Here is a 22,441-nt window from a genome sequence, read left to right as displayed (position 1 = left end):
GTTCAATAGGCCAGTGCTAATGCTCCGGCGACCTGTAAGCGGCATCCTTAGATGCCTTCTGCAATCTTGGCCTTCTCGCGGGCCGATTCCTTGGTAACCAGTCCTTTGGCGACCAACCCCTTCAGGCACATGTCCAGGGTCTGCATGCCGATATTGCCGCCGGTCTGAATCGCCGAATACATCTGCGCCACCTTATCCTCGCGGATCAGGTTACGAATCGCCGGCGTGCCGATCATGATCTCGTGAGCTGCCACCCGGCCACCGCCGATCTTCTTGAGCAGGGTCTGGGAAATCACCGCCTGCAGCGACTCGGACAACATCGAGCGAACCATGGCCTTCTCTTCGCCGGGAAACACATCAACCACCCGGTCGATAGTCTTGGCGGCGCTGGTGGTGTGCAGGGTGCCGAATACCAGGTGACCGGTTTCGGCAGCGGTCAGCGCCAGGCGAATGGTTTCCAGGTCACGCATCTCACCAACCAGAATGATGTCCGGGTCTTCACGCAGAGCCGAGCGCAGAGCTTCGGCGAACCCCAGGGTATCGCGGTGCACCTCACGCTGGTTGACCAGGCACTTCTTGGATTCGTGAACGAATTCGATCGGATCTTCGATGGTCAGAATATGCTGGTACTTGGTGACGTTCAGATAATCGAGCATCGCCGCCAGGGTGGTCGATTTACCCGAGCCGGTCGGCCCGGTCACCAACACCAGCCCACGCGGCACATCGGCAATCTTGCGAAACACTTCGCCCATGCCCAGTTCTTCCATGGTCAGCACCTTGGACGGAATGGTCCGGAACACCGCCCCGGCGCCCCGGTTCTGGTTGAAGGCGTTGACCCGGAAACGGGCGACCCCGGGCACTTCGAAAGAGAAGTCAGTCTCAAGGAACTCTTCATAGTCCTTGCGCTGCTTGTCGTTCATGATGTCGTAGATCAGCGCATGAACCTGCTTGTGTTCCATGGCCGGCACATTGATGCGGCGGACGTCACCATCAACCCGGATCATCGGCGGCAATCCAGCCGACAAGTGCAAGTCAGACGCGCCCTGCTTGGCACTGAAGGCTAACAGTTCGGTAATGTCCATAGGGTTCCCCATTGCATCCTGCAAGCATGTAGAATGCCGACAGGCCCTTTTTCTGATTTGGCAGGTAATAAACGTCCGTAATGTCCACGATAGCAAAGAATATTGCAAACGTACGTGAACGCATTCACCGTGCGGCAAAAAGTGTCGAGCGCGACCCGGCCGGGGTGACCCTGATCGCGGTCAGCAAGACCCGCCCGGCCGGCGACATTCGCGAGGCCTGGGCCGCCGGCATTCACGACGTAGGCGAGAACTATCTGCAGGAAGCTCTGGACAAGATCGAGGCGCTGGCCGACCTGCCACTGACCTGGCACTTCATCGGCCCGATCCAGTCGAACAAGACCCGCGCCATTGCCGAGCACTTCGACTGGGTACACAGCGTCGACCGGCTGAAGATCGCCAAACGCCTGTCCGAGCAACGCCCCACAGAGCTTGGCCCGCTGAATATCTGCCTGCAGGTCAATATCAGTGGCGAGGACAGCAAGTCCGGCGTCGCGCTGGCCGACTTGCCGGCTCTGGCCGCCGCCGTTGCCGAGCTGCCCAACCTGCGTCTGCGCGGGCTGATGGCGATTCCGGCACCAGCCGAGGACAGTGCCGCCCGGCGTGCCCCGCTACAGGCTCTGCGCCAGGCGCTGCAAGCGCTACCGCTGCCCCTGGATACCCTGTCGATGGGCATGACCGACGACCTGACCGAAGCGGTTCAGGAGGGGGCGACCCAGGTCCGGATTGGCACGGCCCTGTTCGGGGCCCGCGACTACTCCCATTCACCTCACGTGCAAGGATAACTCCATGAGCGCTCCGACCATCGGATTCATCGGCGCCGGTAACATGGCCACCAGCCTGATCGGCGGCATGCTGCAGCAGAACTTCAAGCCAGCCCGGATCATGGCCAGCGACCGCACCGCCGAGCAGTGCGACAAGCTGGCCCGCCAGTTCGGCATCCGCGCCACCACCGACAACGCCGAGCTGGCCCGCGAGTGTGATGTGCTGGTGCTGGCGGTCAAGCCGCAGGTCATGCAGCAGGTCTGCCGTGCCCTGCCGGCCGAACGCAAGCCCGGCCAACTGGTGATCTCGATTGCCGCCGGCATCAGTTGCGCCAGTCTGGCCGAATGGCTGGGCGACGGTCCGCTGGTACGCTGCATGCCCAACACCCCGTCACTGCGCCGCCAGGGGGTCAGCGGCCTGTACGCCAATGCTCTGGTCAGTGACACGCAAAAGCAACAGACCGAAGATATCCTCAACGCCGTGGGCATCAGCCTGTGGCTGGAGCAGGAAAGCCAGATCGATGCCGTCACCGCGGTATCCGGCAGTGGCCCGGCCTATTTCTTCTATCTGATGGAAGCGATGATCGCCGCCGGCCAGCAGCTTGGCCTGCCACGCGAAACCGCCGAACGCCTGACCCTGTTCACCGCCCTGGGCGCCGCCGACATGGCCGTGCACAGCGATGTCGATGTGGCCGAACTGCGCCGCCGGGTCACCTCGCCGGGTGGCACCACCGAACAGGCCATCAACAGCTTTGCCGCCGACGGTCTGCCGGCCATGGTCGAACGGGCCATGCAAGCCTGCGCCCGACGCGCCGACGAACTGTCCAAAGAACTCGCCTAAGGAGCTTTCATGAACGGACTGAACATGGCCGCCGTCTATCTGGTCCAGACCCTCGGCAGCCTCTACCTGCTGGTCGTACTGCTGCGCTTCATCCTGCAACTGGTGCGTGCCGATTTCTACAATCCGCTGTCACAATTCATCGTCCGCGCCACCGCCCCGCTGCTGACCCCGATGCGCAAGGCCATCCCCGGCTTTGCCGGCATCGACTTCGCCTCGCTGGTACTGGCCGTGCTGGTACAACTGGTGCTGATCGGCCTGATCATCAAGCTGATGGGCGCTGCCCTGCCCGGCGTACTGCAGATGCTGGTCTGGTCGCTGGTGGGCGTAACGGCACTGTTCATCAAGATCTTCTTCTTCGCCCTGATCGCCAGCGTGATCCTGTCCTGGGTCGCCCAGGGCAGCCACAACCCGGCGGTAATTCTGGTGCATCAGATCTGCGAGCCGATCCTGGCACCAATCCGCAAGATCATCCCTTCGCTTGGCGGCCTGGACCTGTCACCAATCTTCGGCTTCATCGCCCTGCGTCTGGTCGATATGCTGGTGGTCACCAACCTGGCAATCGCTACCGGCATGCCACGCGGACTGACCCTGGCCTTGTAAGACGCTGTCGCCCCACCGTCATTGCGAGCCACAGACCCACGGCCCTCGCAATGACGGTAGCGCAGCACACAGGAACTGAGCCATGCCGTTCTACCACTGGCGCGACAACGACCTGATTCTCGACTGCCACCTGCAACCCGGAGCCAAACAGCCAGGGTTTGCCGGGTTGCATGGCGAACGGCTGAAGATCCGCATCAGCGCCCCGCCAGTGGACGGCAAGGCCAACGCCATGCTGATCGAGTTTCTGGCCCAGGCCTTCGCCGTACCCCGGCAACAGGTCAGCCTGCTCAGCGGCCAGCAAAGCCGCCAGAAACGGGTATTGATCATAGCCCCGCAGCAGTTGCCCGCAGAGCTTGGGAACCTCTGAAAAACTACCTGCGTTGGCAATACTGCGTTAAAAACAGCCTCACAACCGTAAGGTTGAACGCACTTCAGTGCGGCCCCGAAGGGGTGAGCGAAGCGAATCAAATGCTCATTTACACTACGTAAACTGCGCTTTTTCGGCTGTTTTTGCCTTGCCTTGCCTGCCTCGGCTCTGGCTCCTGCTTCGCCCTAACTCCTGCATCCATGCAGTCGTCGCCTACGTTTTCCAGAGGCTCCCTTGCGATCAGCCACGGCTAATATTGCGTCCGCCAGTCACCCTCTTTAGACTGGCGCCTCTACCGTTGGTCGCCTGCCACTCTCAGCGAGCAACTCACACAGGAACAGGTTCCCGATGTCCAGATTTCCCGCCGACTCCGTTGGCCTGGTGACGCCCCAGCGCCAGGCCTTCACCGAGCCCCTGCCGCTGGCTTGCGGCAAGGCGCTGGCGCAGTACGAACTGGTATATGAAACCTACGGCAGCCTGAACAGCGCCGGTGACAACGCTGTGCTGATCTGCCACGCGCTGTCGGGCCATCACCATGCTGCCGGCTATCACAGCATCGAAGAGCGCAAGCCCGGCTGGTGGGATGCCTGCATTGGTCCGGGCAAAGCCATTGACACCAACCGCTTCTTCGTCGTCAGTCTCAACAACCTGGGCGGTTGTCACGGCTCGACCGGACCATCCAGCATCGACCCAGCTACCGGCAAGGCCTACGGTGCCAGCTTTCCGGTCATGACCGTGGAAGACTGGGTCAACAGTCAGGCTCGCCTGGCCGATGTGCTGGGCATTGGCCAGTGGGCCGCCGTGGTCGGCGGCAGTCTTGGCGGCATGCAGGCGTTGCAGTGGGCGATCAGCTATCCCGAGCGGCTGCGCCACTGCGTGGCGATCGCCACTGCGCCCAAACTGTCGGCCCAGAACATCGCCTTCAATGAAGTAGCGCGCCAGGCGATCATCACCGACCCGGACTTTCACAACGGCGATTACGCCGCCTTTGGGGTGATTCCCAAGCGCGGCCTGATGCTGGCGCGCATGGTCGGTCATATCACCTACCTGTCGGACGACTCGATGGGTGAGAAATTCGGTCGTGAACTGCGCAACGACCAGCTCAACTACGACTTCAACAGCGTTGAATTTCAAGTCGAGAGCTATCTGCGCTATCAGGGTCAGGAGTTTTCCGGACGCTTTGACGCCAACACCTACTTGCTGATGACCAAGGCGCTGGACTACTTCGACCCGGCCGCAGCCCACGCTGGCAACCTGGCGAAAACCTTCGAGCAACTGCAGGCCCAGTGTCTGATCATGTCGTTCACCACCGACTGGCGCTTTTCCCCGGCCCGCTCGCGGGAGATCGTCGACGCCCTGCTGGCCGCGCGCAAACCGGTCAGCTATCTGGAAATCGAAGCAGCTCAGGGTCATGACGCCTTCCTGCTGCCGATTCCACGCTACATCGACGCTTTCAGCAGCTACATGAACCGTATCGAGGTGAGCCCATGAGCCTGCGCGCCGACCTGGAAATTATCCAGCAATGGATCAAGCCGGCCAGCCGGGTACTCGACCTGGGCTGTGGTGACGGCGAACTGCTGCATTACCTGAACCAGCACAAGCAGGTCCAGGGTTATGGCCTGGAAATCGATCCGGACAAGATCGCCCACTGCGTGCGCCAGGGCGTCAGCGTGATCGAACAGAACATGGACAAGAGCCTGGACAATTTCGCTGACAACAGCTTCGACAGCGTGGTCATGACCCAGGCCCTGCAGGCCGTGCACTACCCCGACCGGGTGCTGGAAGACATGCTGCGTATCGGCCGCGAGGCGATCCTGACCTTCCCCAACTTCGCCCACTGGCGCTGCCGCCTGTACCTGGGACTCAAGGGACGCATGCCGGTTTCCGAGTTCATGCCCTACACTTGGTATAACACACCCAACATTCACTTCTGCACCTTCAAGGACTTCGAAGACCTGTGCCGTCAGCGCTCGATCAAGGTGCTTGATCGTCTGGTCGTCGACCAGACCCACCAAAGCCGCTGGTTCAGCGGACTGTGGCCAAACCTGTTGGGTGAAGTCGCGATCTACCGGGTTACCCGTTAAGCAAGGAGTATGTGGCCATGATATTACGCACCCTCATCTGCGCTTTTTTACTGAGCCTCTCATCCCTGAGCTGGGCCCAGAGCCAGCAGGTCGGTGACCTGACGGTCTACCACAACACCTTCAACAGCAGCTTCCTGCAGCCAGAGATTGCACGCAGTGCCGGGCTGGTTCGCGGCCGCACCCACGGGGTGGTCAACATCGCCGTGCAGCGCAATGGCGAGCCGGTCGACGCGCGGATCAGCGGCACCGTGACCAACCTGATTCAGCAGATCACCCCGCTGAACTTCATCCGCATCCAGGAAGGCGACGCGGTCTACTTCGTTGCCAACTACACCGCCGCCCAGCGCGGCCTGTTGCGCTTTGAAGTCCAGGTGCAGGCCGACGACAACTCCCCGGTGCATAGCGTGCGCTTCCAGCAGGATTTCCATCCCGATGACTGATGTACTGCCCCTGACCCGACTGGTTCTGGCCAGCAACAACGCCGGCAAGCTGAAAGAACTGCAGGCCATGCTCGGCAGCCAGATAGAAGTGCTGCCGCAGAAGCAGTTCACCGATCAGGAAGCCGATGAGACCGGCCTGAGCTTCGTCGAAAACGCCATTCTCAAGGCCCGCCACGCCGCCCGCGCCTCCGGTCTGCCGGCGCTGGCCGACGACTCCGGGCTGGCGGTCGACGCCCTGGGCGGCGCACCGGGCATCTACTCGGCCCGCTATGCCGATGGCGCCGGTGATGCCGCCAACAACAGCAAGCTGCTGGCCGCCCTCGACGGCCTGCCCGATGAACAGCGTGGCGCCCAGTTCATCTGCGCCCTGGCGCTGGTCCGGCATGCCGACGATCCGCTGCCGATTCTCTGCGAAGGCCACTGGCGCGGACGCATCCTGCACGCCCCGCGGGGTGATCAGGGCTTTGGTTACGACCCGTTGTTCTGGGTGCCGGAAACCGAATGCAGCAGCGCCGAACTGCCGGCCGAGCAGAAAAACCGGCTCAGCCACCGGGCCCGGGCCATGGTTCTGCTGCGCCAGCGGCTGGGGCTGGCGTGACGCCGCCGCTGGCGGCGTACGTACACATTCCCTGGTGCGTACGCAAATGTCCCTATTGCGACTTCAACTCGCATGCCGCCGGCGCCAGCCTGCCGGAAGCCGAATACATCGACGCACTGATCGACGATCTGGATCAGGAACTGGAAGCCGTTCAAGGCCGTGAACTGGTGTCGATCTTCTTCGGCGGCGGCACCCCCAGCCTGTTCTCGGCTGCCAGCCTGGAGCGACTACTCAACGCAATGAGCGCCCGGTTGCGGTTTGCCAGTGACATAGAAATCACCCTGGAAGCCAACCCCGGCACCTTCGAGCAGGCCAAGTTCGCTGGCTATCGCAGCGCCGGGATCAATCGCCTGTCGATCGGCATTCAGAGCTTCAACCCCGAACACCTCAAGGCGCTGGGCCGGATTCATGATCACCGTGAAGCCCTGGCCGCAGTCGACATGGCCCGCCGGGCCGGGTTCGACAATCTCAACCTGGACCTGATGCACGGCCTGCCCGATCAGAGCCTGGAGCAGGCCCTGGCCGACATCGACCAGGCCATCGCCCTCGGCCCTGAACACCTGTCCTGGTACCAGTTGACCCTGGAACCCAACACCGTGTTCTACAGCCAGCCGCCGCAGCTGCCGGAGGACGACATCCTCTGGGACATCCAGGAAGCCGGCCAGGCCCGGCTGGCCGAACACGGCTACGCCCAGTACGAGGTCTCCGCCTACGCCCGCGCCCAGCGCCGCGCCCGGCACAACCTCAATTACTGGCAGTATGGCGACTTTATTGGCATCGGCGCCGGCGCCCACGGCAAGCAGACCCACCCTGACGGGCGGATCGAACGCTACTGGAAAACCCGCCTGCCCAAGGACTACCTCAATCCGGACAAAAGCTTCCGCGCCGGGCACCGACTGCTCGAGCCCGACGAGCTGCCCTTCGACTTTCTGATGAACGCCCTGCGCCTGGTCGACGGCGTACCCAGCGCCTGGTACAGCGAACGCACCGGCCAGACGCTGGACAGCATCGCCAACCAGCTCGACGACGCCGTGATTCGCGGCCTGCTGCAACCCTGGCAACAACAACTGCACACCACCGAACGCGGCCGACTGTTCCTCAACGACCTGCTGCAACGGTTTCTCTGAGCCATCCCACGCCCCACCATCGTCATTGCGAGCACGGCAATCCACAGATACGGCAATCCAGCGGCCCTGACCGTTACATAGCCCGCCATTCACAACATCCAGCATGGGCTGTAACCCTTGCAGCCATGGCGCAGGCCTCATACAGTTGTGCCAAATGTCTCAGTGCAGCCGAGGGCCCCATGACACCGTTCAGCTTTGCCACCACCGCCCAGATTCTCTGCGAATCCGGCTCGGCCAGCCGTTTGGCCGATCTGTGCCGTGAACGTAATGCCCAGCGGATTCTGATCGTCACCGACCCAGGCATTACCCAGCACGGCCTGCTCAATGGCGTACTGCCCGGCTTCGCCCAGGCCGGGCTGAGCGTTGAAGTCTTCGATCAGGTGATCGCCGATCCGCCGGAAGCCGTGGTACTGGCCGCCGTCACACAGGCCAAGGCACTGCGCGCCGAGCTGATCATCGGCTTTGGTGGCGGCAGCTCGATGGACGTGGCCAAGCTGATCGCCCTGCTGGCTCACCCCGACTGCCAGCAGCAACTGGCCGATATCTACGGGGTCGGCAACGCCAAAGGCCAGCGTCTGCCGCTGATTCAGGTCCCGACCACCGCCGGCACCGGCTCGGAAGTCACTCAGATCGCCATCATCACCACCGGAGAAACCACCAAGATGGGTGTGGTTTCACCGATTCTGCTGCCCGACCTAGCGGTGCTCGACGCCGAACTGACCCTGGGCCTGCCACCGGCAGTCACCGCCGCCACCGGCATCGACGCCATGGTCCACGCCATTGAGGCCTACACCAGCAAACTGAAAAAGAACCCGCTGTCGGACATGCTCGCCCGCGAAGCCCTGCGCCTGCTGGCCGCCAACCTCGACGAGGCCGTCCACAACGGCAGCAACCGCGAAGCACGCCAGGCCATGTTGCTCGGCGCCCTGCTCGCCGGCCAGGCCTTCGCCAACGCGCCGGTCGCGGCGGTCCATGCCCTGGCCTATCCGCTGGGCGGGCATTTCCATATTCCTCATGGCCTGTCCAACGCCCTGGTCCTGCCCAGCGTGATCGCCTTCAACGCCCCAGCCGCCCAGAACCTGTACGCCGAACTGGCACCACTGCTGGTGTCCGATCTCAAGCCCGGCAGCGCTGCCAGCCTGACCGGACAACTGGTCAACGCCCTGAGCGAACTCAGCCCACGCTGCAACCTGCCCAGCCGTCTGCGTGATGCCGGCGTGCCCGAGTCCAGCCTGGAGATGCTGGCTCGCGATGCCATGCTGCAGCAGCGCCTGCTGATCAACAACCCGCGTGAAGTCAGCGAGGCCGACGCCCTGGCCATCTACCGGCAGGCCTATTGAAGAGCATGAACATGAACAGCAAACCCCAGCGCCACGACTACCCCTACCTGCACCCGATCACCACCCGCTGGCACGACAACGACATCTATGGTCACGTCAACAACGTCACCTACTACAGCTACTTTGACAGTGCGGTGAACAGCTGGCTGATCGAACAGGGCGGGCTAGATATTCACCACGGCGAGCAGGTCGCCTTCGTGGTCAGCTCCGGGTGCGACTACTTCGCCCCCATCGCCTTTCCCGAGCGGATCGCCGTGGGCGTGCGGGTCGCCAAACTGGGCAACAGTTCAGTGCAATACGAGTTGGGGATTTTCAAGGAAGGGCAGGCCGAAGCCTGTGCTGCCGGACGCTTTGTCCACGTCTTCGTCGACCGCGCCAGCAACCAGCCCTGCCCGATCCCAGCCGGGCCGCGGGCAGCGCTGGCGCGCTTGCAGGTGTGAAGCCGCGCTGACTTAGCCCAGCACGCCCGGCAGCCGACCGGGTGTGAACAGCTCAATCCAGTAACCGTCCGGATCCTTGATGAAGGCGATATCCTTCATCTTGCCGTCTTGCGGGCGCTTGACGAAGCTCACGCCCAAGGACTCGAAACGCGCACAGGCCGCATCCAGATCCGGCACCGCAAAGCCAATGTGGCCAAACCCACGCGGCTCTTCGTTGCCGTTGTGGTAGGCAAACTCCGGATCGTCCTCGGTACCCCAGTTGTGGGTCAGCTCCAGCATCGCCGGGCGGCCAAAGGTCTGCACCAGGCGCTCCTTGGGATCAGTCGACCAGTTGCCCAGCTCGTGGCTGTCGATCGCAGCCAGGAAGAACAGGCTGAACTTCATCTCCGGGAAATCCAGCTTCTTCACCAGAGTCATACCCATGATCCGGGTATAGAAATCCAGCGTGCGCTCCGGCGACTTGATCCGCAGCATGGTCTGGTTGAACACAAAACCCTCGGTACCCGGGTCACGGTTCTCGCACAGGCCCGGGGCGGCTTCGAAATGGCGGCTCATGATGACTCCTGTTTCGGCTCAGTCAGATAAAGCGGCAGACTACCACCGCCCCACCAAAGCGCAACCACCTGCACCCCTGGATTGCCACGGGCCTATAGCCCTCGCAATGACGGGGGTGGTGTGAAGTTGGTGGTGGTTTTGACCGTCATTGCGAGGGCCGCAGGCCCGTGGCAATCCACAGCCAGCCCCGGTCAGCGAAACTTGCGTTCATCCCACCACGGATAAAACCCCGGCCGATCCTTGCTCGGACTCAGCTTGAACTGCGGCGCACGTTTCTCCAGGAACGACTGCACTCCCTCCTTGGCATCGGCCGACTCACCCATAAAGGCAATCGCCCGCGAATCGACAATGTGGGCCTCCATCGGATGATCGGCCGCCATCATCCGCCACAACAACTGACGGTTCAGCAGCGCCGACATGCCCGAGGTGTTGTCGGCAATCTCACGGGCCAACGCATAGGCCGCCGGCAGCAGCTCATCTGGCTCGTGCAGGCTGCGCACCAGGCCGCCCTTGAGCGCCTCCTCGGCACCAAACACGCGGCCGGTATAGACCCACTCGGCGGCCTGCATCGGGCCAACCAGGCGCGGCAGGAACCAGCTCGAGCAGGCCTCCATGGTGATCCCGCGGCGGGCAAACACAAAGCCAAACTTGGCATTGGTCGAGGCCAGGCGAATATCCATTGGCAGGGTCATGGTCACGCCGACACCCACCGCCGCACCGTTGAACGCCCCGATCACCGGCTTGGTGCTCTCGTAGATCCGCAGCGACACCGTACCGCCGCCGTCACGCAGATCATCGCCCTCGGGCTGGTCCTGGCGCTTGTGGCGGTTGAAGGTATCACCACCCTTCTCCAGGTCGGCCCCGGCACAAAACGCCTTGCCAGCCCCGGTCATCACAATCACCCGCACCGCATCATCGGCATCGGCGGCATCAAAGGCAGCGATCAGATCACGGCGCATCTGGCCGTTGAAGGCATTCATCCGCTCGGGACGATTCAGGGTCAAGGTCAGGATGCCATCCTGAACCTGGTAATCGAGGGTTTCGTAGGACATAGGGCAAGCTCCATTCGGTCAGCATTATTCATCCAGGGAGCCTCTGAAAAACGTAGGCGAGGCAGGCAAGACAAGGCAAAAACAGCCGAAAAAGCGCAGTTTACGCGGTGTAAATGAGCATTTTGACCGGGCTCGCGATCGAGGCTGTTTTTAACGCAGTATTGCCAACGCAGGTAGTTTTTCAGTGGTTCCCTAGTGTCGGCCAGTGTAGAACTCACGGGTCACAGCCACCAGTTGCCTCACTCAGGCGTATGCCCAGGCATAGGTAGGGCGGATGGAGCCCCTGGGAGACGGGAGCATCTGCTCCCGGACTACACCGCGTCATCGACAAGCTGTTTCATTGGCCGGGCACGGGTTGCAAACCAGCACAGGATCGAGCCGATGCAGACCATCAGCGCACCTTGCCAGAACGACAGCGACAGTGGTGTGCGCAGCAGCATGGCCGCCAAAGCCGCAGACAGCACCGGAATGAAATACGACGCGCCAGCGAGGATGGTGACGTTACCGTGCAAGATGCCAACGTTCCAGGCGGCATAACCAAACCCCATCGCCGAGGCAGCCATCAGCAGATAAATCACCGCATGGAGGCTGAAGTCCATCGTGCCACCGCCACCAGCGCTGTATTTGATCCACAACGCCAAAGCCGTCAGCATGAAAAACAAGGTAATGCCGTTCTGCCCACCGGCAATGCGCGTGGTCACCGTGCAATACGCCGCCCAGATCACCGCCCCCGTGAAAGCCAGCCCATAACTGAGGGGATTGTCCTGGATATTCGTCACCATCCCGGCAAAATCCAGCCCCTGCTCACCACCCAACACCCAGCAGATGCCAAGCATCGCCAGCAGAAAACCGGGAATGATCAACAGGCTGGAGTGCTGCTTGTTAAACAGGATGGCCGCCAGGATGGTGAAAGCCGGCCACATGTAATTGACCATGCCTACTTCGATGGCTTGCCGGCTGGTGTTGGCGTAGCCAATCGACAAGGCCAGGCACAGCTCGTAACTAACGAACAGCACGCTGCCCCAGACGAGATAGCGCCGCGGGAACCGGCCAAGCTTCGGAAAACCGACCGTGAATAACAGCATCACCGACGCCACGCTGTAGATCATCGCAGCTCCGCCGACCGCCCCGAGGCTTTCGCTGACGCCACGAATCAGGCCGACTATCGAGCTCCACAGCACAATTGCGATAAGCCCGATGAGTGTTGCCTTGTTATGCCTGTTCATACCGCTCTACTTACTGCCCAACTGCTTGATTTAAATGGCAGAACGCCCCTCATCCGGCCAAGGCACCACTCTCTCCAGCCGCGGACACACCCACTCCACAAACGCCCTCACTCGCGGCGATAGCTGCAAGGCGTGCGGATAGACCAACTGAATCGGGATATCCGCCGGTTCAAACTCGCTCAGCACTCGGACCAGGCGGCCGTCAGCCAGTTCATCGGCCACCTGGTAATGCATCAAACGGGTAATGCCCACACCCTGTACGCAGGCCTGGTTGGCGGCGCGGATCTGGTTGCAGGCCAGTTTGGGGATGATGGTTTCTGCGCGGTCCTGGCCGTTGTGACGGTAGTGCCAGTGGCGACCTTGGGTGAGCAGCGTGATGCAGGCGTGCTCGCGCAGGGCTTCCGGCGTGTCGATGGCCGGAGCGCTGCGCAGGTAATCCGGGCTGGCGCAGGTAACCAGGCGGGTAGCGCCGATCTGGCGGGCGACCATGTTGGAATCCGGCAGGTGGCCGATGCGTAGCGCCAGATCGAGCCGCTCATCGAGCAGGGGCAGTATCTGGTCGCTGAATGTCAGCTCGACACTGATTTGCGCGTACTCCTTGAGAAAGTCATTCACCAGCGGGGCCAGATAGCGCTGCCCGAACTCCACCGGGGCGGTAATACGCAGCAGACCTCGCACGCTGCCATCGCGCGCATCAAGGCGCTGCTCCATGTCGTCGAAATCCGCCAGGATCCGGCGACTCCAGGCCAGGTACTCTTCGCCTTCGTGGGTCAGTGCCATACTGCGGGTGGTGCGGTTCAGCAGCCGTACTCCGAGATGACGCTCCAGAGCCGCCAGCGAGCGCACCAGCGAGGCGACCGACTGCCCTGTCGCGTCGGCGGCGCCACTCAGGCTGCCGCTGTCGACGATCCGCACGAAATTGGCCATTGCCTTGAGCCTGTCCATAGCCACCTTTGGATTTGTGCATGTGTTGCACAGGTCATGTCAGGTGCGCGGCATAGGTGAAAGGCCTGCCAGAGTGGACACTACAGCGACTGATGTCACCTGGAGTATCTACACCATGAGCCACCACCACAGCCCCGCTCGCATACTGGCTTACGATCATATCGGAATACGTGTCAGCGACAAGAATCGGGCCATGACTTTTTACCAGGCGCTCGGCTTTGTGGAGAGCATGAGCTTTCCGCAGTTCGAGGCCAACGAAATGCTTAGCCCGGACGGCGTGCGGATCAACCTGATCTTCAATGGCGCGCGCCAGCCTGCCGCCCACAACGTTCTGCTGGATGAGCCGGTCAAACTACCGGGCATCACCCACCCGGCTTTCATTGTCGATGACCTGTCAGCGCTGCAACGCTGGCTGGATGCACAGGGCATCGTCATCACCGAAGGGCCGCATCACATTGGCCCCCGGCGAATCGCCCTGTTCATCCGCGATCCCGATGGCAATGTCCTGGAATTCAATCAACTGGTAGAGGAACACGCGTAATGAAACTGTACAACCTGGACGCTTCCGGCAACTGCTACAAGGTGCGGCTCTTTGCGGCGCTGGCCAATATTGATCTGGAGCTAACCACAGTAGACATCCCTAACGGCGCGCATAAAAAACCGCCGCTGATCGACCTGAACCCGCTGGGGCAGGTACCGGTGCTGCAAGACGGCAAGCTGGCCCTGCGCGACTCACAGGCCATCCTGGTGTATCTGGCAGGCAGCTACGGTGGGCTGGCCTGGTGGCCGGCGCATCCGCAGGGTCAGGCCGAGATTGTGCAGTGGCTGTCATTCGCCGCCAATGAGGTGCAGCACAGCCTGTGTGCCGCGCGTCTGGTGCAGAAGTTTGGCTACCCGCTGGACCAGGCTGCGGCGCTGGACAAATCGCCAGCCGTGCTGTCGGTACTCGATTCGCACCTGGCCGAGCATGACTGGCTGGCGCTTGGCCGGCCGACGATTGCCGACTGCGCGGTGTACCCATACGTAGTGCTGGCCCCCGAAGGCGGCGTAGACCTGCAGCCGTATCCGCATATCGCCCGCTGGTTTGAGCGTCTGGAAGCCCTGCCCGGCTATCTGCCCAAGCCCTGAAACGTTGCTGAACAGGCGGCGCTACGCAACATGAACAAAACTTATGTTCATCACGAAGAAAATGAGTTTGTTTCGTGATCGCCAGGCCTTGAGAATCCCTCCATTGATTTTTGATGGAGGGAACCCCCATGGCATTGACCCACAATCTCGGTTTTCCGCGCATTGGCCGCGACCGTGAACTGAAAAAAGCCCAGGAAGCCTACTGGAAAGGCGATCTGGATGAAGCCGGCCTGCGCGCCGTTGGCCGCGAGCTGCGTGCCACCCACTGGCAAGTCCAGAAAGACGCCGGCATCGCACTGCTGCCGGTTGGCGACTTCGCCTGGTACGACCAGGTGCTGACCCACTCGCTGACCTTCGGCGTGATCCCTGAACGCTTCCATGCACACGGCACCAAGCCGACCCTGGACACCCTGTTCGGCATGGCCCGTGGCGTCACTCAAGACAGTTGCTGTGGCGGCGCGCATGCTCAGGAAATGACCAAGTGGTTCGATACCAACTACCACTACCTGGTCCCCGAATTCACCGCTGACCAGCAGTTCGCCCTGAGCTGGGAACAGCTGTTTGAAGAGGTCGAAGAGGGCCAGGCTCTGGGGCACAACCTCAAGCCGGTACTGATCGGCCCGCTGACCTACCTGTGGCTGGGCAAGGAAAAAGGTAGCGACTTCAACCGCCTCGACCTGCTCGAGCGCCTGCTGCCGGTTTACGGTGAAATCCTCCAGCGTCTGGCTGCGCAAGGTATCGAATGGGTACAAATCGACGAGCCGATCCTGGCCCTGGATCTGCCGCAGGACTGGAAGAACGCCTTCGAGCGCGCCTACAACCTGTTGCAGAAAGAACCGGGCAAGAAGCTGATCGCCACCTACTTCGCCGGCCTGGAAGACAACCTCGGCCTGGCCGCCGGTCTGCCGGTGGACGGCCTGCATATCGACCTGGTACGCGCCCCGGAGCAGTTCCCGACTATCCTCGACCGCCTGCCGGCCTACAAGGTGCTGTCGCTCGGCGTGGTCAACGGCCGCAACGTCTGGCGTACCGACCTGGAACAAGCCCTGAACGTGCTGCAACAAGCGCAAGAACGGCTTGGCGAGCGCCTGTGGGTGGCCCCCAGTTGCTCGCTGCTGCATAGCCCAGTCGACCTGACGCGTGAAGACCAGCTCGACGCCGAACTGAAGAGCTGGCTGGCCTTTGCCGTGCAGAAGTGCCGTGAAGTTGCCGTACTGGCCCAGGCCCTGCGCGAACCGGAAGCCGCCGAGGTGCAAGCAGCCCTGGCCGAGAGCCGCGCCATACAAGCCAGCCGCGCCGCATCGCCGCGCATCCACAAGCCGGCCGTGCAAGCGCGCCTGGCCGCTATCAGCGCACAGGACAGCCAGCGTCAGTCGCCCTTTGCCCAGCGCATCGAGCTGCAGCGCGCACGCCTGAAGTTGCCGCCCTTCCCCACGACCACCATCGGCTCCTTCCCGCAGACCCCGGCAATCCGCCTGGCCCGCCAGGCGTTCAAGGCCGGCAAGATTTCCGCCGCCGAGTACACCGAAGCCATGCACAGCGAAATCCGCCACGCGGTCAGCGTGCAGGAGCAACTGGGCCTGGACGTGCTGGTGCACGGCGAGGCCGAGCGTAACGACATGGTCGAGTACTTTGCCGAGCAGATCGACGGCTACGCCTTCACCCGTTTTGGCTGGGTACAGAGCTATGGCTCGCGTTGCGTCAAACCGGCGGTAATCTACGGCGACCTGAGCCGCCCGCAACCGATGACCGTGGACTGGATCAGCTACGCCCAGAGCTGCACCGACAAGGTGATGAAAGGCATGTTGACCGGCCCGGTGACCATGCTGATGTGGTCCTTCCCGCGTGACGACATCCCCCGCGAGCAGCAGGCGCGCCAACTGGCCCTGGCCATCCGCGACGAAGTGGTCGACCTGGAAGCCGCCGGCATCAAGGTCATTCAGATCGACGAGGCTGCCTTCCGTGAAGGCTTGCCGCTGCGCAAGGCGCAATGGCAGGCGTACCTGGACTGGGCCACCGAGTCGTTCCGCCTGACCGCCTCGGGCGTGCGTGACGAAACCCAGATCCACACGCACATGTGCTACAGCGAGTTCAACGACGTGATCGAATCGATCGCCGCCATGGATGCCGACGTGATCACCATCGAGACCTCGCGCTCGGATATGGAACTGCTGGAGGCCTTCGAGCGCTTCGACTACCCCAACGAGATTGGCCCGGGGGTGTACGACATCCACTCGCCACGGGTACCCGGCAGCGCCGAAATGGCCCGGCTGATGAAAAAAGCTGCCCAGCGAGTGCCGGCCGAACGGCTGTGGGTCAACCCCGACTGCGGTCTGAAAACCCGTGGCTGGCCGGAAACCGAAGCAGCACTGGTCAACATGGTCGCAGCCGCCAAGCAACTGCGTAGCGAACTGGCCTGAGTCAGGCTGACTGATCGACAAAACGGAGCCTTGTGCTCCGTTTTGTGCATTCAAACGCTTGACCTCAAGTTAAGTTGAGGTATTAAGGTGCTCGCGACTTTCATACCACGGCCCAGGAGTCGCACGCATGACGCAGGCTAGCAATCACGCCACCAGCGCGAACATGAGTGGTCAGTACCTCACTACGGGGGTGCTGTTGATGATGGCGGTGGCCACCGGACTCTGTGCCGGGGCCAACTACTTCAATCAGCCACTGCTGAACTCCATCGCTTTGGCTCTTGGCGTCAGTGAGGGGCTGGCGGCGCTGACCGTGACCCTGTCACAAGTGTCTTACGCCGTCGGCCTGCTGTTTCTGGTACCGCTGGGCGACAAGCTTGAGCAGCGCGGTCTGGCGGTTAGCCTGATGCTGATCGCCGCACTGGGTCTACTGATCAGCGGCTATGCACAGAACTTCAACATGCTGCTGATAGGTACCCTGGTTACCGGCTTCTTTTCGGTTGCCGCCCAGATTCTGGTGCCCATGGCGGCGAATCTTTCCGACCCAGCGCGCAGCGGCCGAGCCGTTGGGCTGGTCATGAGCGGATTGCTGGCGGGGATTCTGCTGGCACGCACCGCTGCCGGCTTGCTCTCGGAAGTGGATGGCTGGAGTACCGTATATCGTTTAACCGCCGTGCTGATGCTGTTGTTGGCTGGTGCGCTGTGGGTAGTGTTACCCCGCGCCCGCAACGCTCAGCCGGCCAGTTACGCCGCGACACTCGGTTCGCTGGTGCAGTTGCTTATCGCCCACCCTCGACTGCGCACCCGTGCAGCGCTCGGCGGCCTTGTATTTGGCTCGGTCAGCGTGTTGTTTTCGACCATGGCTCTGCTGCTATCAGGGCCGGCTCATCAACTCAGCGACAGCCAGATTGGCCTGATTGGGTTGCTCGGCATTGCCGGGGTCATTACCGCCAATATGGCAGGGCGCCTGGCAGATCGTGGCCGGGGGCAGAGGGTCAGCGCTGGCGCACTGGTTCTGTTGTTACTCGGCTGGCTGGGGCTCTATCTTGGGGCCGGCAATCTGTACTGGTTCCTGCTGGCGCTCTTGTTGCTGGACATAGCCCTACCGGCGGTGCATATCAGCAATCAGAGCGTGATTTATCAACTGGCCCCGCAGGCACGGGCACGGGTCAACGCCGTGTACATGACCGCTTACTTCGTCGGTGCCGCGAGTGGCTCGGCATTAGCGGCACTGGCCTGGAGCCACGGCGGCTGGGCCACGACCTGCGTAGTGGGGGTACTATTCGCCGGGCTGGCGGGGCTGGTGTTGCTGTATGACCAGCACATCCTCCGAGCACAGCGCTGAACGCGAGCTGGCCTTCAGTCATGGCGTGGCCAGCGGCGATCCCTTGACCGACCGGACCATCATCCGGTCCCGGGGCACGCCGCTGGCTGGCCCAGCAACTACCCATCCACCGCGCCAACCTGACAGCGCTTGCGCAGCCTCCCGCAATTACCCTGATACAAACCGGAGGCCAGGAAAGATTGTTTTGTCAGCCCCCATGGGTATCATCCGACAAAACAAGGAACCTGCCATGCCCCGCTTTACCCCCACAGCGCGCCGGCCCGCCGCCGGCAAACTGATCAGCCTGCTGGTACTGGCTGCCCTGCTCGCCGGTTGCGCCAGCAAAGCCGTACCCACCCGCCAAGAGAACATCTGCCATATCTTTGCCGACCAGCGCGGCTGGCATTACCACGCGCTGCAAATGGAAAAGACCTGGGGAGTGCCCGTGCATGTGCCCATGGCAATGATGTATCAGGAATCCAGCTTCCGGCATAACGCCCGCCCGCCGCGGCGCACCATCCTCGGCTTTATTCCCGCCGGCCGCCCCAGCGACGCACTGGGCTACTCGCAGGCCCTTAGCTCAACCTGGAATGACTACCGGCAGGAAACCGGCAACCGCCGAGCCAGCCGGACAAACTTTGCCGACTCGATCGACTTCATGGGTTGGTACATCAACAAAACCCACAGCATCAACCGCATCTCCAAGTGGGATGCCCAGCACCAGTACCTGAACTACCACGAAGGCTGGGGCGGATACCGGCGCGGCACCCACCGCAACAAAGCCTGGCTGCAGGGCGTGGCGCGACGCGTGGATACCCGCTCCAACAGCTACCACCAGCAATATCAGGGCTGCCAACGCAACCTGAGCCGCAGTCGGTTTCGCTGAGCCCGTCAGCGCCGCACCCAGACTTCTACGCGGCCATTGCGCTGGGCGCCGCTGGTTCCCCCAGTTGCGCCCACGGGCATGTAGTGGCCATAGCCGGTATGGCCGTGGCCCTGCACACCCAGGTCACGCAGCGCACGGCTGACCGACTGGGACCGCAGCTCGGAGATCATCTGCGCGCGCAGTTCGCCGCTTTGTTGATCAGCAAAACCAATCAGCATCAGATCGGCACCGGTTTTGCCGGTGTCTTGCAGATACTGCCGAATGCGCAGCAAGTCGCGGTGAGCCTTGTTGTCGAGCCGGGTATGCCCCTCGGCAAAGCGCATATTTACCGACAGGCGCTGGTAATTCTGCGTCAGGCGCCGGAAAGTTTCCGGCACGCTGGCATCCAGCACCGGATCGACGGCAAACGGGGTCTGGGAAAAGAAACCGGATTTGGCCACGACATCCTGCCCGGCCTGGCTCTGGGCAAAATCGATAAAGGCCTGGAGCAGTGGCTTGCTGGCCAGCTCCGGGGTGTAGAGATACAGCCGGCGGGACAGCGGGTAATCTTCCGTGGCCACCGACAGCTTGCTCGGCTGCAAGGCCGGTGCCGCACCGTCGGCAATCGCCAGCAACTTGCTGTTGCCAGCCGAGGCAAAACCCGCAAAGCCGATGCCACCCGGGTCACGGCTTACATCCTCAGACAACAGGTCATTCGACTCGTAGCGCCGGGCGCTCTCGGTCAGGCTGTAGCGGCCCGCCAGCACCAGATCCTTGAAGGTGTCCCAGGTGCCGGACTGGCTGTCGCGGGCATAGACCTGAATCGCCCGATCCGGCCCGCCGACCTCAGACCAGTTGCCGATATCGCCGGCAAAAATCCGCGCCAGCGTATCGATATCCAACTGACTGACCGGGTTGGCGGGATGCACCAGAATGGCCAGCCCATCAATCGCAATGACATGCTCACTACTAGGGCTGACCATGTCCGCCTGCGCGGCCATGCTGGCGATTTCGGTATCGGTGATGCGCCGGGAAGCCGCCCAGATATCCGCCCGGCCAGCCCGCATCGCAGCGAAACCGGTGCTGGTGCCGTGAGCGGCGATCAACACACTGAGCGGCTGACCCTGATGCCGGGTCCTGAGCACTGTCTCGTTGTCAGCGCCGGTAGCGCTGGCGCTGACGGATTCGCCCGTCAGTTGCTCGAGAAAGGCGCTCATCAGCATCGGTGCCAGGGTGGCGCCCACAGTGTTGGAGCCATGAATTTCCAGCGCGTGGGCAGATACCGGGCCAGAGACCAAGGCCAGGGAGACCCCCAGGTATTGCATAAGTCGGCGACAAACAGAGCGCATCAACAGCCTCATTGAAATCAGATAGTCAGCAGTGGGCCGCCAGAATGCGCAAAAAAGATGACATGCACATTACAACAACATGACAGCCCAGCCCCGCTATCTTGAGCGGCTGCAACTCACTGCTGCGGCAACTTGGCGATCACCTTGATCTCAAAATCAAACCCATACAGCCAGGTCACACCAACCGCGGTCACCGTCGGATGCGGCGGCTCGCCCCAGAACTCCTGCACCACCGGCCAGATGATGTCGAATTTCGACTGCGGATCGACGATAAACACCGTCACATCCACCACATCCTCGAAGCTGGCGCCAGCGGCGGCAAGAATCGCGTTCAGATTGGTGAAAGCCTGGCGCACCTGATTTTTCAGATCCGGTTCCGGCGAGCCATCTTCCTTACTGCCGACCTGACCGGACACGAACAGAAAACCATTGGAGCGCACCGCCGGCGAATAACGGTTGCGCTCGTAGAGCGCATGGCGACCAGGCGGGAAAACAACATCACGTTGCGACATAACTACCTCCATCATGTGGACTGGGCGGGCCGTGAAAGCCCCATGGAGATACTCTAGAAACTTGCGCCGGGGCGATAAACGCGCAAGGCTAACCAGCACTGTTTGTGAATGCCAAACAATCCACCGATCAACCGGGGCGAAAATGGACCGTTTTGACGCAATGCAGGCGTTTGCCCGTGTGGTAGAAGCCGGGAGCTTTACCAAGGCTGCCGAAACCCTGCACATGAGCAAAACCACCGTATCGCTGCTAATCCAGCAGTTGGAAACGCGCCTGCGGGTCAAGTTGCTCAATCGCACCACCCGCAAGGTCAACGTAACGGCCGATGGCGCAGCCTACTACGAGCGGGTCATCAGACTGCTGGCCGACATGGAAGATGCCGAGTCCAGCCTGTCCAGCGCATCGGCCCTGCCCAGCGGGCGCCTGCGGGTGGACGTACCCAGCCCGCTGGCCAGCATGATTCTGGTCCCGGCATTGCCTGATTTCTATGCCCGCTACCCGGATATCCAGATTGACCTGGGCGTCAGCGACCGCGTGGTGGACATCATCGATGAACATGTCGATTGCGTAGTGCGCGGCGGCGAGTTGATGGATCAATCGCTGATGGCGCGACGGGTTGGTGATCTTGAACTGGGCGTGTTCGCCGCACCAAGCTACATCGAGCGCTTCGGCACCCCGGCCCATCCACACGAGCTGGAGGACTCAGAGCATCGGATCGTCGGCTTTCTGTGGGCGCGAACCGGCCGGGCGGTGCCCTACGCCCTGCACAGGCAGAACGAAAGCCTGCAGATCAACGGGCGCTATGCACTGGCCGTTGACGACGGCAACGCCTACCTCGCCGCCGGCCTGGCCGGACTCGGCGTACTCTGGCTGCCACAGTACATGTCCAGCCCCTTTCAGCAGCGCGGCGAACTGCTGCCCCTGTTCACCGACTGGACCCTCGATAGCATGCCTCTGTATGTGGCTTACCCACCTAACCGGCATATCAGCCGCAAGCTACGGGTATTCATCGACTGGGTAACTGACCTGATTGCCAAACATGCACCTGTCGCCAATGCGATGACTTAATAGGGAGAAACACACCCATGCACCTGATCCCCTATGCCTTTTTGTTGATGGTGGGCGTTCTTGGCCTGCTGATGCTGACCACCGACCCAGAGACCGGGTTTCGCTGGATGGGCTACACCGGTGCCGGCAGAAGCTCTGTCGATATAGGCCTGGTGCGGGTGCTTGGCGGCGTGCTAGTGGTGCTGGCGGTGTTGCCGTTGCTTAAGAGGAGGCGGTGAGGTTGGGGGGATTCAGGTATCTCGCAGCGGCGCCTATGCTTGGTAGCAGTGGCCTCCCTCAGCGAGAGAGATGGCCAATCGGTCCCTAGGCTGAGGATACCAAG

The 22,441-nt window shown here is 62.0% G+C and carries 25 protein-coding genes; 18 read left to right on the top strand and 7 right to left on the bottom strand.

Annotated elements, in window-relative coordinates:
- Positions 1 to 47: 47 nt before the first annotated feature.
- Positions 48 to 1,082, bottom strand: a complete 1,035-nt coding sequence (locus tag BVH74_RS05860) for a type IV pilus twitching motility protein PilT (protein WP_080049158.1) — start codon at positions 1,080 to 1,082, stop codon at positions 48 to 50.
- Positions 1,083 to 1,162: 80 nt separating this feature from the next.
- Between BVH74_RS05860 and BVH74_RS05855 the strand changes: the two genes are divergently transcribed.
- The 11 genes from BVH74_RS05855 (at position 1,163) to BVH74_RS05805 (ending at position 9,680) form a co-directional block, all read left to right on the top strand.
- Positions 1,163 to 1,864 (top strand): YggS family pyridoxal phosphate-dependent enzyme, encoded by a 702-nt coding sequence (locus tag BVH74_RS05855; protein ID WP_080049157.1) that lies wholly within the window; start codon positions 1,163 to 1,165, stop codon positions 1,862 to 1,864.
- A gap of 4 nt (positions 1,865 to 1,868) precedes the next feature.
- A complete protein-coding gene (gene proC / locus BVH74_RS05850; protein ID WP_080049156.1) occupies positions 1,869 to 2,684 on the top strand; it encodes a pyrroline-5-carboxylate reductase in 816 nt (271 codons plus the stop codon).
- A 9-nt stretch (positions 2,685 to 2,693) separates the two neighbouring features.
- On the top strand, positions 2,694 to 3,284 hold the full coding sequence (locus BVH74_RS05845) for a YggT family protein (protein WP_080049155.1): 591 nt from the start codon (positions 2,694 to 2,696) through the stop codon (positions 3,282 to 3,284).
- An 82-nt stretch (positions 3,285 to 3,366) separates the two neighbouring features.
- A complete protein-coding gene (locus tag BVH74_RS05840) occupies positions 3,367 to 3,651 on the top strand; it encodes a DUF167 family protein (protein WP_080049154.1) in 285 nt (94 codons plus the stop codon).
- Between the two features lie 348 nt (positions 3,652 to 3,999).
- Positions 4,000 to 5,142, top strand: coding sequence for a homoserine O-succinyltransferase MetX (gene metX / locus BVH74_RS05835; protein WP_080049153.1), 1,143 nt, complete (start codon positions 4,000 to 4,002; stop codon positions 5,140 to 5,142).
- Between the two features lie 2 nt (positions 5,143 to 5,144).
- Entirely contained in the window at positions 5,145 to 5,735 is a 591-nt protein-coding gene (gene metW, locus BVH74_RS05830; RefSeq protein ID WP_080051639.1) for a methionine biosynthesis protein MetW, read from the top strand.
- A gap of 17 nt (positions 5,736 to 5,752) precedes the next feature.
- Positions 5,753 to 6,175 carry a DUF4426 domain-containing protein gene (locus BVH74_RS05825; protein ID WP_080049152.1) on the top strand — a complete coding sequence of 141 codons (423 nt, stop codon included), beginning with the start codon at positions 5,753 to 5,755 and terminating at the stop codon, positions 6,173 to 6,175.
- A complete protein-coding gene (gene rdgB / locus BVH74_RS05820) occupies positions 6,168 to 6,773 on the top strand; it encodes an RdgB/HAM1 family non-canonical purine NTP pyrophosphatase (protein ID WP_080049151.1) in 606 nt (201 codons plus the stop codon). The genes BVH74_RS05825 and rdgB overlap by 8 nt, the downstream gene beginning before the upstream one ends.
- A complete protein-coding gene (hemW, locus tag BVH74_RS05815) occupies positions 6,677 to 7,900 on the top strand; it encodes a radical SAM family heme chaperone HemW (RefSeq protein ID WP_080049150.1) in 1,224 nt (407 codons plus the stop codon). The genes rdgB and hemW overlap by 97 nt, the downstream gene beginning before the upstream one ends.
- Positions 7,901 to 8,079: 179 nt before the next feature.
- Entirely contained in the window at positions 8,080 to 9,240 is a 1,161-nt protein-coding gene (locus BVH74_RS05810; RefSeq protein ID WP_080049149.1) for an iron-containing alcohol dehydrogenase, read from the top strand.
- An 11-nt stretch (positions 9,241 to 9,251) separates the two neighbouring features.
- The gene (locus BVH74_RS05805) at positions 9,252 to 9,680 is read left to right on the top strand and encodes an acyl-CoA thioesterase (RefSeq protein ID WP_080051638.1); all 429 of its coding nucleotides are present in this window, start codon (positions 9,252 to 9,254) and stop codon (positions 9,678 to 9,680) included.
- 12 nt (positions 9,681 to 9,692) lie between these two features.
- Here the strand turns inward: BVH74_RS05805 and gloA are convergent, their stop codons facing one another.
- From gloA to BVH74_RS05785, 4 genes are all read right to left on the bottom strand, one after another.
- On the bottom strand, positions 9,693 to 10,235 hold the full coding sequence (gene gloA, locus BVH74_RS05800) for a lactoylglutathione lyase (protein ID WP_080049148.1): 543 nt from the start codon (positions 10,233 to 10,235) through the stop codon (positions 9,693 to 9,695).
- 191 nt (positions 10,236 to 10,426) lie between these two features.
- Complete coding sequence (locus BVH74_RS05795) at positions 10,427 to 11,287, bottom strand: crotonase/enoyl-CoA hydratase family protein (protein WP_080049147.1); 861 nt, start codon at positions 11,285 to 11,287, stop codon at positions 10,427 to 10,429.
- Positions 11,288 to 11,598: 311 nt separating this feature from the next.
- Positions 11,599 to 12,513 carry an aromatic amino acid DMT transporter YddG gene (gene yddG, locus BVH74_RS05790; RefSeq protein WP_080049146.1) on the bottom strand — a complete coding sequence of 305 codons (915 nt, stop codon included), beginning with the start codon at positions 12,511 to 12,513 and terminating at the stop codon, positions 11,599 to 11,601.
- 30 nt (positions 12,514 to 12,543) lie between these two features.
- On the bottom strand, positions 12,544 to 13,458 hold the full coding sequence (locus BVH74_RS05785; protein ID WP_080049145.1) for a LysR family transcriptional regulator: 915 nt from the start codon (positions 13,456 to 13,458) through the stop codon (positions 12,544 to 12,546).
- A 115-nt stretch (positions 13,459 to 13,573) separates the two neighbouring features.
- On the opposite strand from BVH74_RS05785, the gene BVH74_RS05780 reads away from it, so the two are divergent.
- The 5 genes from BVH74_RS05780 (at position 13,574) to BVH74_RS05760 (ending at position 19,213) form a co-directional block, all read left to right on the top strand.
- Positions 13,574 to 13,999, top strand: a complete 426-nt coding sequence (locus BVH74_RS05780; RefSeq protein ID WP_080049144.1) for a VOC family protein — start codon at positions 13,574 to 13,576, stop codon at positions 13,997 to 13,999.
- On the top strand, positions 13,999 to 14,586 hold the full coding sequence (locus BVH74_RS05775) for a glutathione S-transferase family protein (RefSeq protein WP_080049143.1): 588 nt from the start codon (positions 13,999 to 14,001) through the stop codon (positions 14,584 to 14,586). Before BVH74_RS05780 ends, BVH74_RS05775 begins: the two co-directional genes overlap by 1 nt.
- Positions 14,587 to 14,714: 128 nt before the next feature.
- Entirely contained in the window at positions 14,715 to 17,006 is a 2,292-nt protein-coding gene (gene metE, locus BVH74_RS05770) for a 5-methyltetrahydropteroyltriglutamate--homocysteine S-methyltransferase (protein WP_080049142.1), read from the top strand.
- A 127-nt stretch (positions 17,007 to 17,133) separates the two neighbouring features.
- The gene (locus BVH74_RS05765; protein ID WP_080049141.1) at positions 17,134 to 18,348 is read left to right on the top strand and encodes an MFS transporter; all 1,215 of its coding nucleotides are present in this window, start codon (positions 17,134 to 17,136) and stop codon (positions 18,346 to 18,348) included.
- Between the two features lie 274 nt (positions 18,349 to 18,622).
- Positions 18,623 to 19,213: a transglycosylase SLT domain-containing protein gene (locus tag BVH74_RS05760; protein WP_205890158.1), complete on the top strand. Its 591-nt coding sequence runs from the start codon at positions 18,623 to 18,625 to the stop codon at positions 19,211 to 19,213.
- A 5-nt stretch (positions 19,214 to 19,218) separates the two neighbouring features.
- Here BVH74_RS05760 and BVH74_RS05755 read toward each other — a convergent pair whose 3' ends face one another.
- Positions 19,219 to 20,541 carry a substrate-binding domain-containing protein gene (locus BVH74_RS05755; RefSeq protein ID WP_177344514.1) on the bottom strand — a complete coding sequence of 441 codons (1,323 nt, stop codon included), beginning with the start codon at positions 20,539 to 20,541 and terminating at the stop codon, positions 19,219 to 19,221.
- A gap of 116 nt (positions 20,542 to 20,657) precedes the next feature.
- Positions 20,658 to 21,053, bottom strand: a complete 396-nt coding sequence (locus tag BVH74_RS05750) for a RidA family protein (protein ID WP_080049138.1) — start codon at positions 21,051 to 21,053, stop codon at positions 20,658 to 20,660.
- 142 nt (positions 21,054 to 21,195) lie between these two features.
- Here BVH74_RS05750 and BVH74_RS05745 point away from each other — a divergent pair, with 142 nt between their 5' ends.
- Together BVH74_RS05745 and BVH74_RS05740 are read left to right on the top strand one after the other, a co-directional pair.
- Positions 21,196 to 22,119, top strand: coding sequence for a LysR family transcriptional regulator (locus BVH74_RS05745; RefSeq protein ID WP_080049137.1), 924 nt, complete (start codon positions 21,196 to 21,198; stop codon positions 22,117 to 22,119).
- 17 nt (positions 22,120 to 22,136) lie between these two features.
- On the top strand, positions 22,137 to 22,337 hold the full coding sequence (locus BVH74_RS05740; protein ID WP_080049136.1) for a hypothetical protein: 201 nt from the start codon (positions 22,137 to 22,139) through the stop codon (positions 22,335 to 22,337).
- Positions 22,338 to 22,441: the final 104 nt, after the last annotated feature.

Origin of the sequence: Halopseudomonas phragmitis (assembly GCF_002056295.1) — a bacterium.
Lineage (GTDB): Bacteria > Pseudomonadota > Gammaproteobacteria > Pseudomonadales > Pseudomonadaceae > Halopseudomonas > Halopseudomonas phragmitis.
The sequence above is the reverse complement of the archived record's forward strand: the minus strand, read 5'-3'. Positions and strand labels throughout refer to the sequence as shown.

Coding starts and splice junctions, on each gene's coding strand:
- BVH74_RS05795 (WP_080049147.1), bottom strand. CDS start 11,287: ATGTCCTACGAAACCCTCGATTACCAGGTTCAGGATGGCATCCTGACC.
- BVH74_RS05845 (WP_080049155.1), top strand. CDS start 2,694: ATGAACGGACTGAACATGGCCGCCGTCTATCTGGTCCAGACCCTCGGC.
- yddG (WP_080049146.1), bottom strand. CDS start 12,513: ATGAACAGGCATAACAAGGCAACACTCATCGGGCTTATCGCAATTGTG.
- BVH74_RS05805 (WP_080051638.1), top strand. CDS start 9,252: ATGAACAGCAAACCCCAGCGCCACGACTACCCCTACCTGCACCCGATC.
- BVH74_RS05740 (WP_080049136.1), top strand. CDS start 22,137: ATGCACCTGATCCCCTATGCCTTTTTGTTGATGGTGGGCGTTCTTGGC.
- BVH74_RS05780 (WP_080049144.1), top strand. CDS start 13,574: ATGAGCCACCACCACAGCCCCGCTCGCATACTGGCTTACGATCATATC.
- BVH74_RS05755 (WP_177344514.1), bottom strand. CDS start 20,541: ATGCGCTCTGTTTGTCGCCGACTTATGCAATACCTGGGGGTCTCCCTG.
- BVH74_RS05765 (WP_080049141.1), top strand. CDS start 17,134: ATGACGCAGGCTAGCAATCACGCCACCAGCGCGAACATGAGTGGTCAG.
- metX (WP_080049153.1), top strand. CDS start 4,000: ATGTCCAGATTTCCCGCCGACTCCGTTGGCCTGGTGACGCCCCAGCGC.
- BVH74_RS05855 (WP_080049157.1), top strand. CDS start 1,163: ATGTCCACGATAGCAAAGAATATTGCAAACGTACGTGAACGCATTCAC.
- BVH74_RS05840 (WP_080049154.1), top strand. CDS start 3,367: ATGCCGTTCTACCACTGGCGCGACAACGACCTGATTCTCGACTGCCAC.
- BVH74_RS05825 (WP_080049152.1), top strand. CDS start 5,753: ATGATATTACGCACCCTCATCTGCGCTTTTTTACTGAGCCTCTCATCC.
- BVH74_RS05785 (WP_080049145.1), bottom strand. CDS start 13,458: ATGGACAGGCTCAAGGCAATGGCCAATTTCGTGCGGATCGTCGACAGC.
- BVH74_RS05810 (WP_080049149.1), top strand. CDS start 8,080: ATGACACCGTTCAGCTTTGCCACCACCGCCCAGATTCTCTGCGAATCC.
- BVH74_RS05775 (WP_080049143.1), top strand. CDS start 13,999: ATGAAACTGTACAACCTGGACGCTTCCGGCAACTGCTACAAGGTGCGG.
- BVH74_RS05745 (WP_080049137.1), top strand. CDS start 21,196: ATGGACCGTTTTGACGCAATGCAGGCGTTTGCCCGTGTGGTAGAAGCC.
- rdgB (WP_080049151.1), top strand. CDS start 6,168: ATGACTGATGTACTGCCCCTGACCCGACTGGTTCTGGCCAGCAACAAC.
- BVH74_RS05860 (WP_080049158.1), bottom strand. CDS start 1,082: ATGGACATTACCGAACTGTTAGCCTTCAGTGCCAAGCAGGGCGCGTCT.
- gloA (WP_080049148.1), bottom strand. CDS start 10,235: ATGAGCCGCCATTTCGAAGCCGCCCCGGGCCTGTGCGAGAACCGTGAC.
- hemW (WP_080049150.1), top strand. CDS start 6,677: ATGCAGCAGCGCCGAACTGCCGGCCGAGCAGAAAAACCGGCTCAGCCA.
- metE (WP_080049142.1), top strand. CDS start 14,715: ATGGCATTGACCCACAATCTCGGTTTTCCGCGCATTGGCCGCGACCGT.
- BVH74_RS05750 (WP_080049138.1), bottom strand. CDS start 21,053: ATGTCGCAACGTGATGTTGTTTTCCCGCCTGGTCGCCATGCGCTCTAC.
- proC (WP_080049156.1), top strand. CDS start 1,869: ATGAGCGCTCCGACCATCGGATTCATCGGCGCCGGTAACATGGCCACC.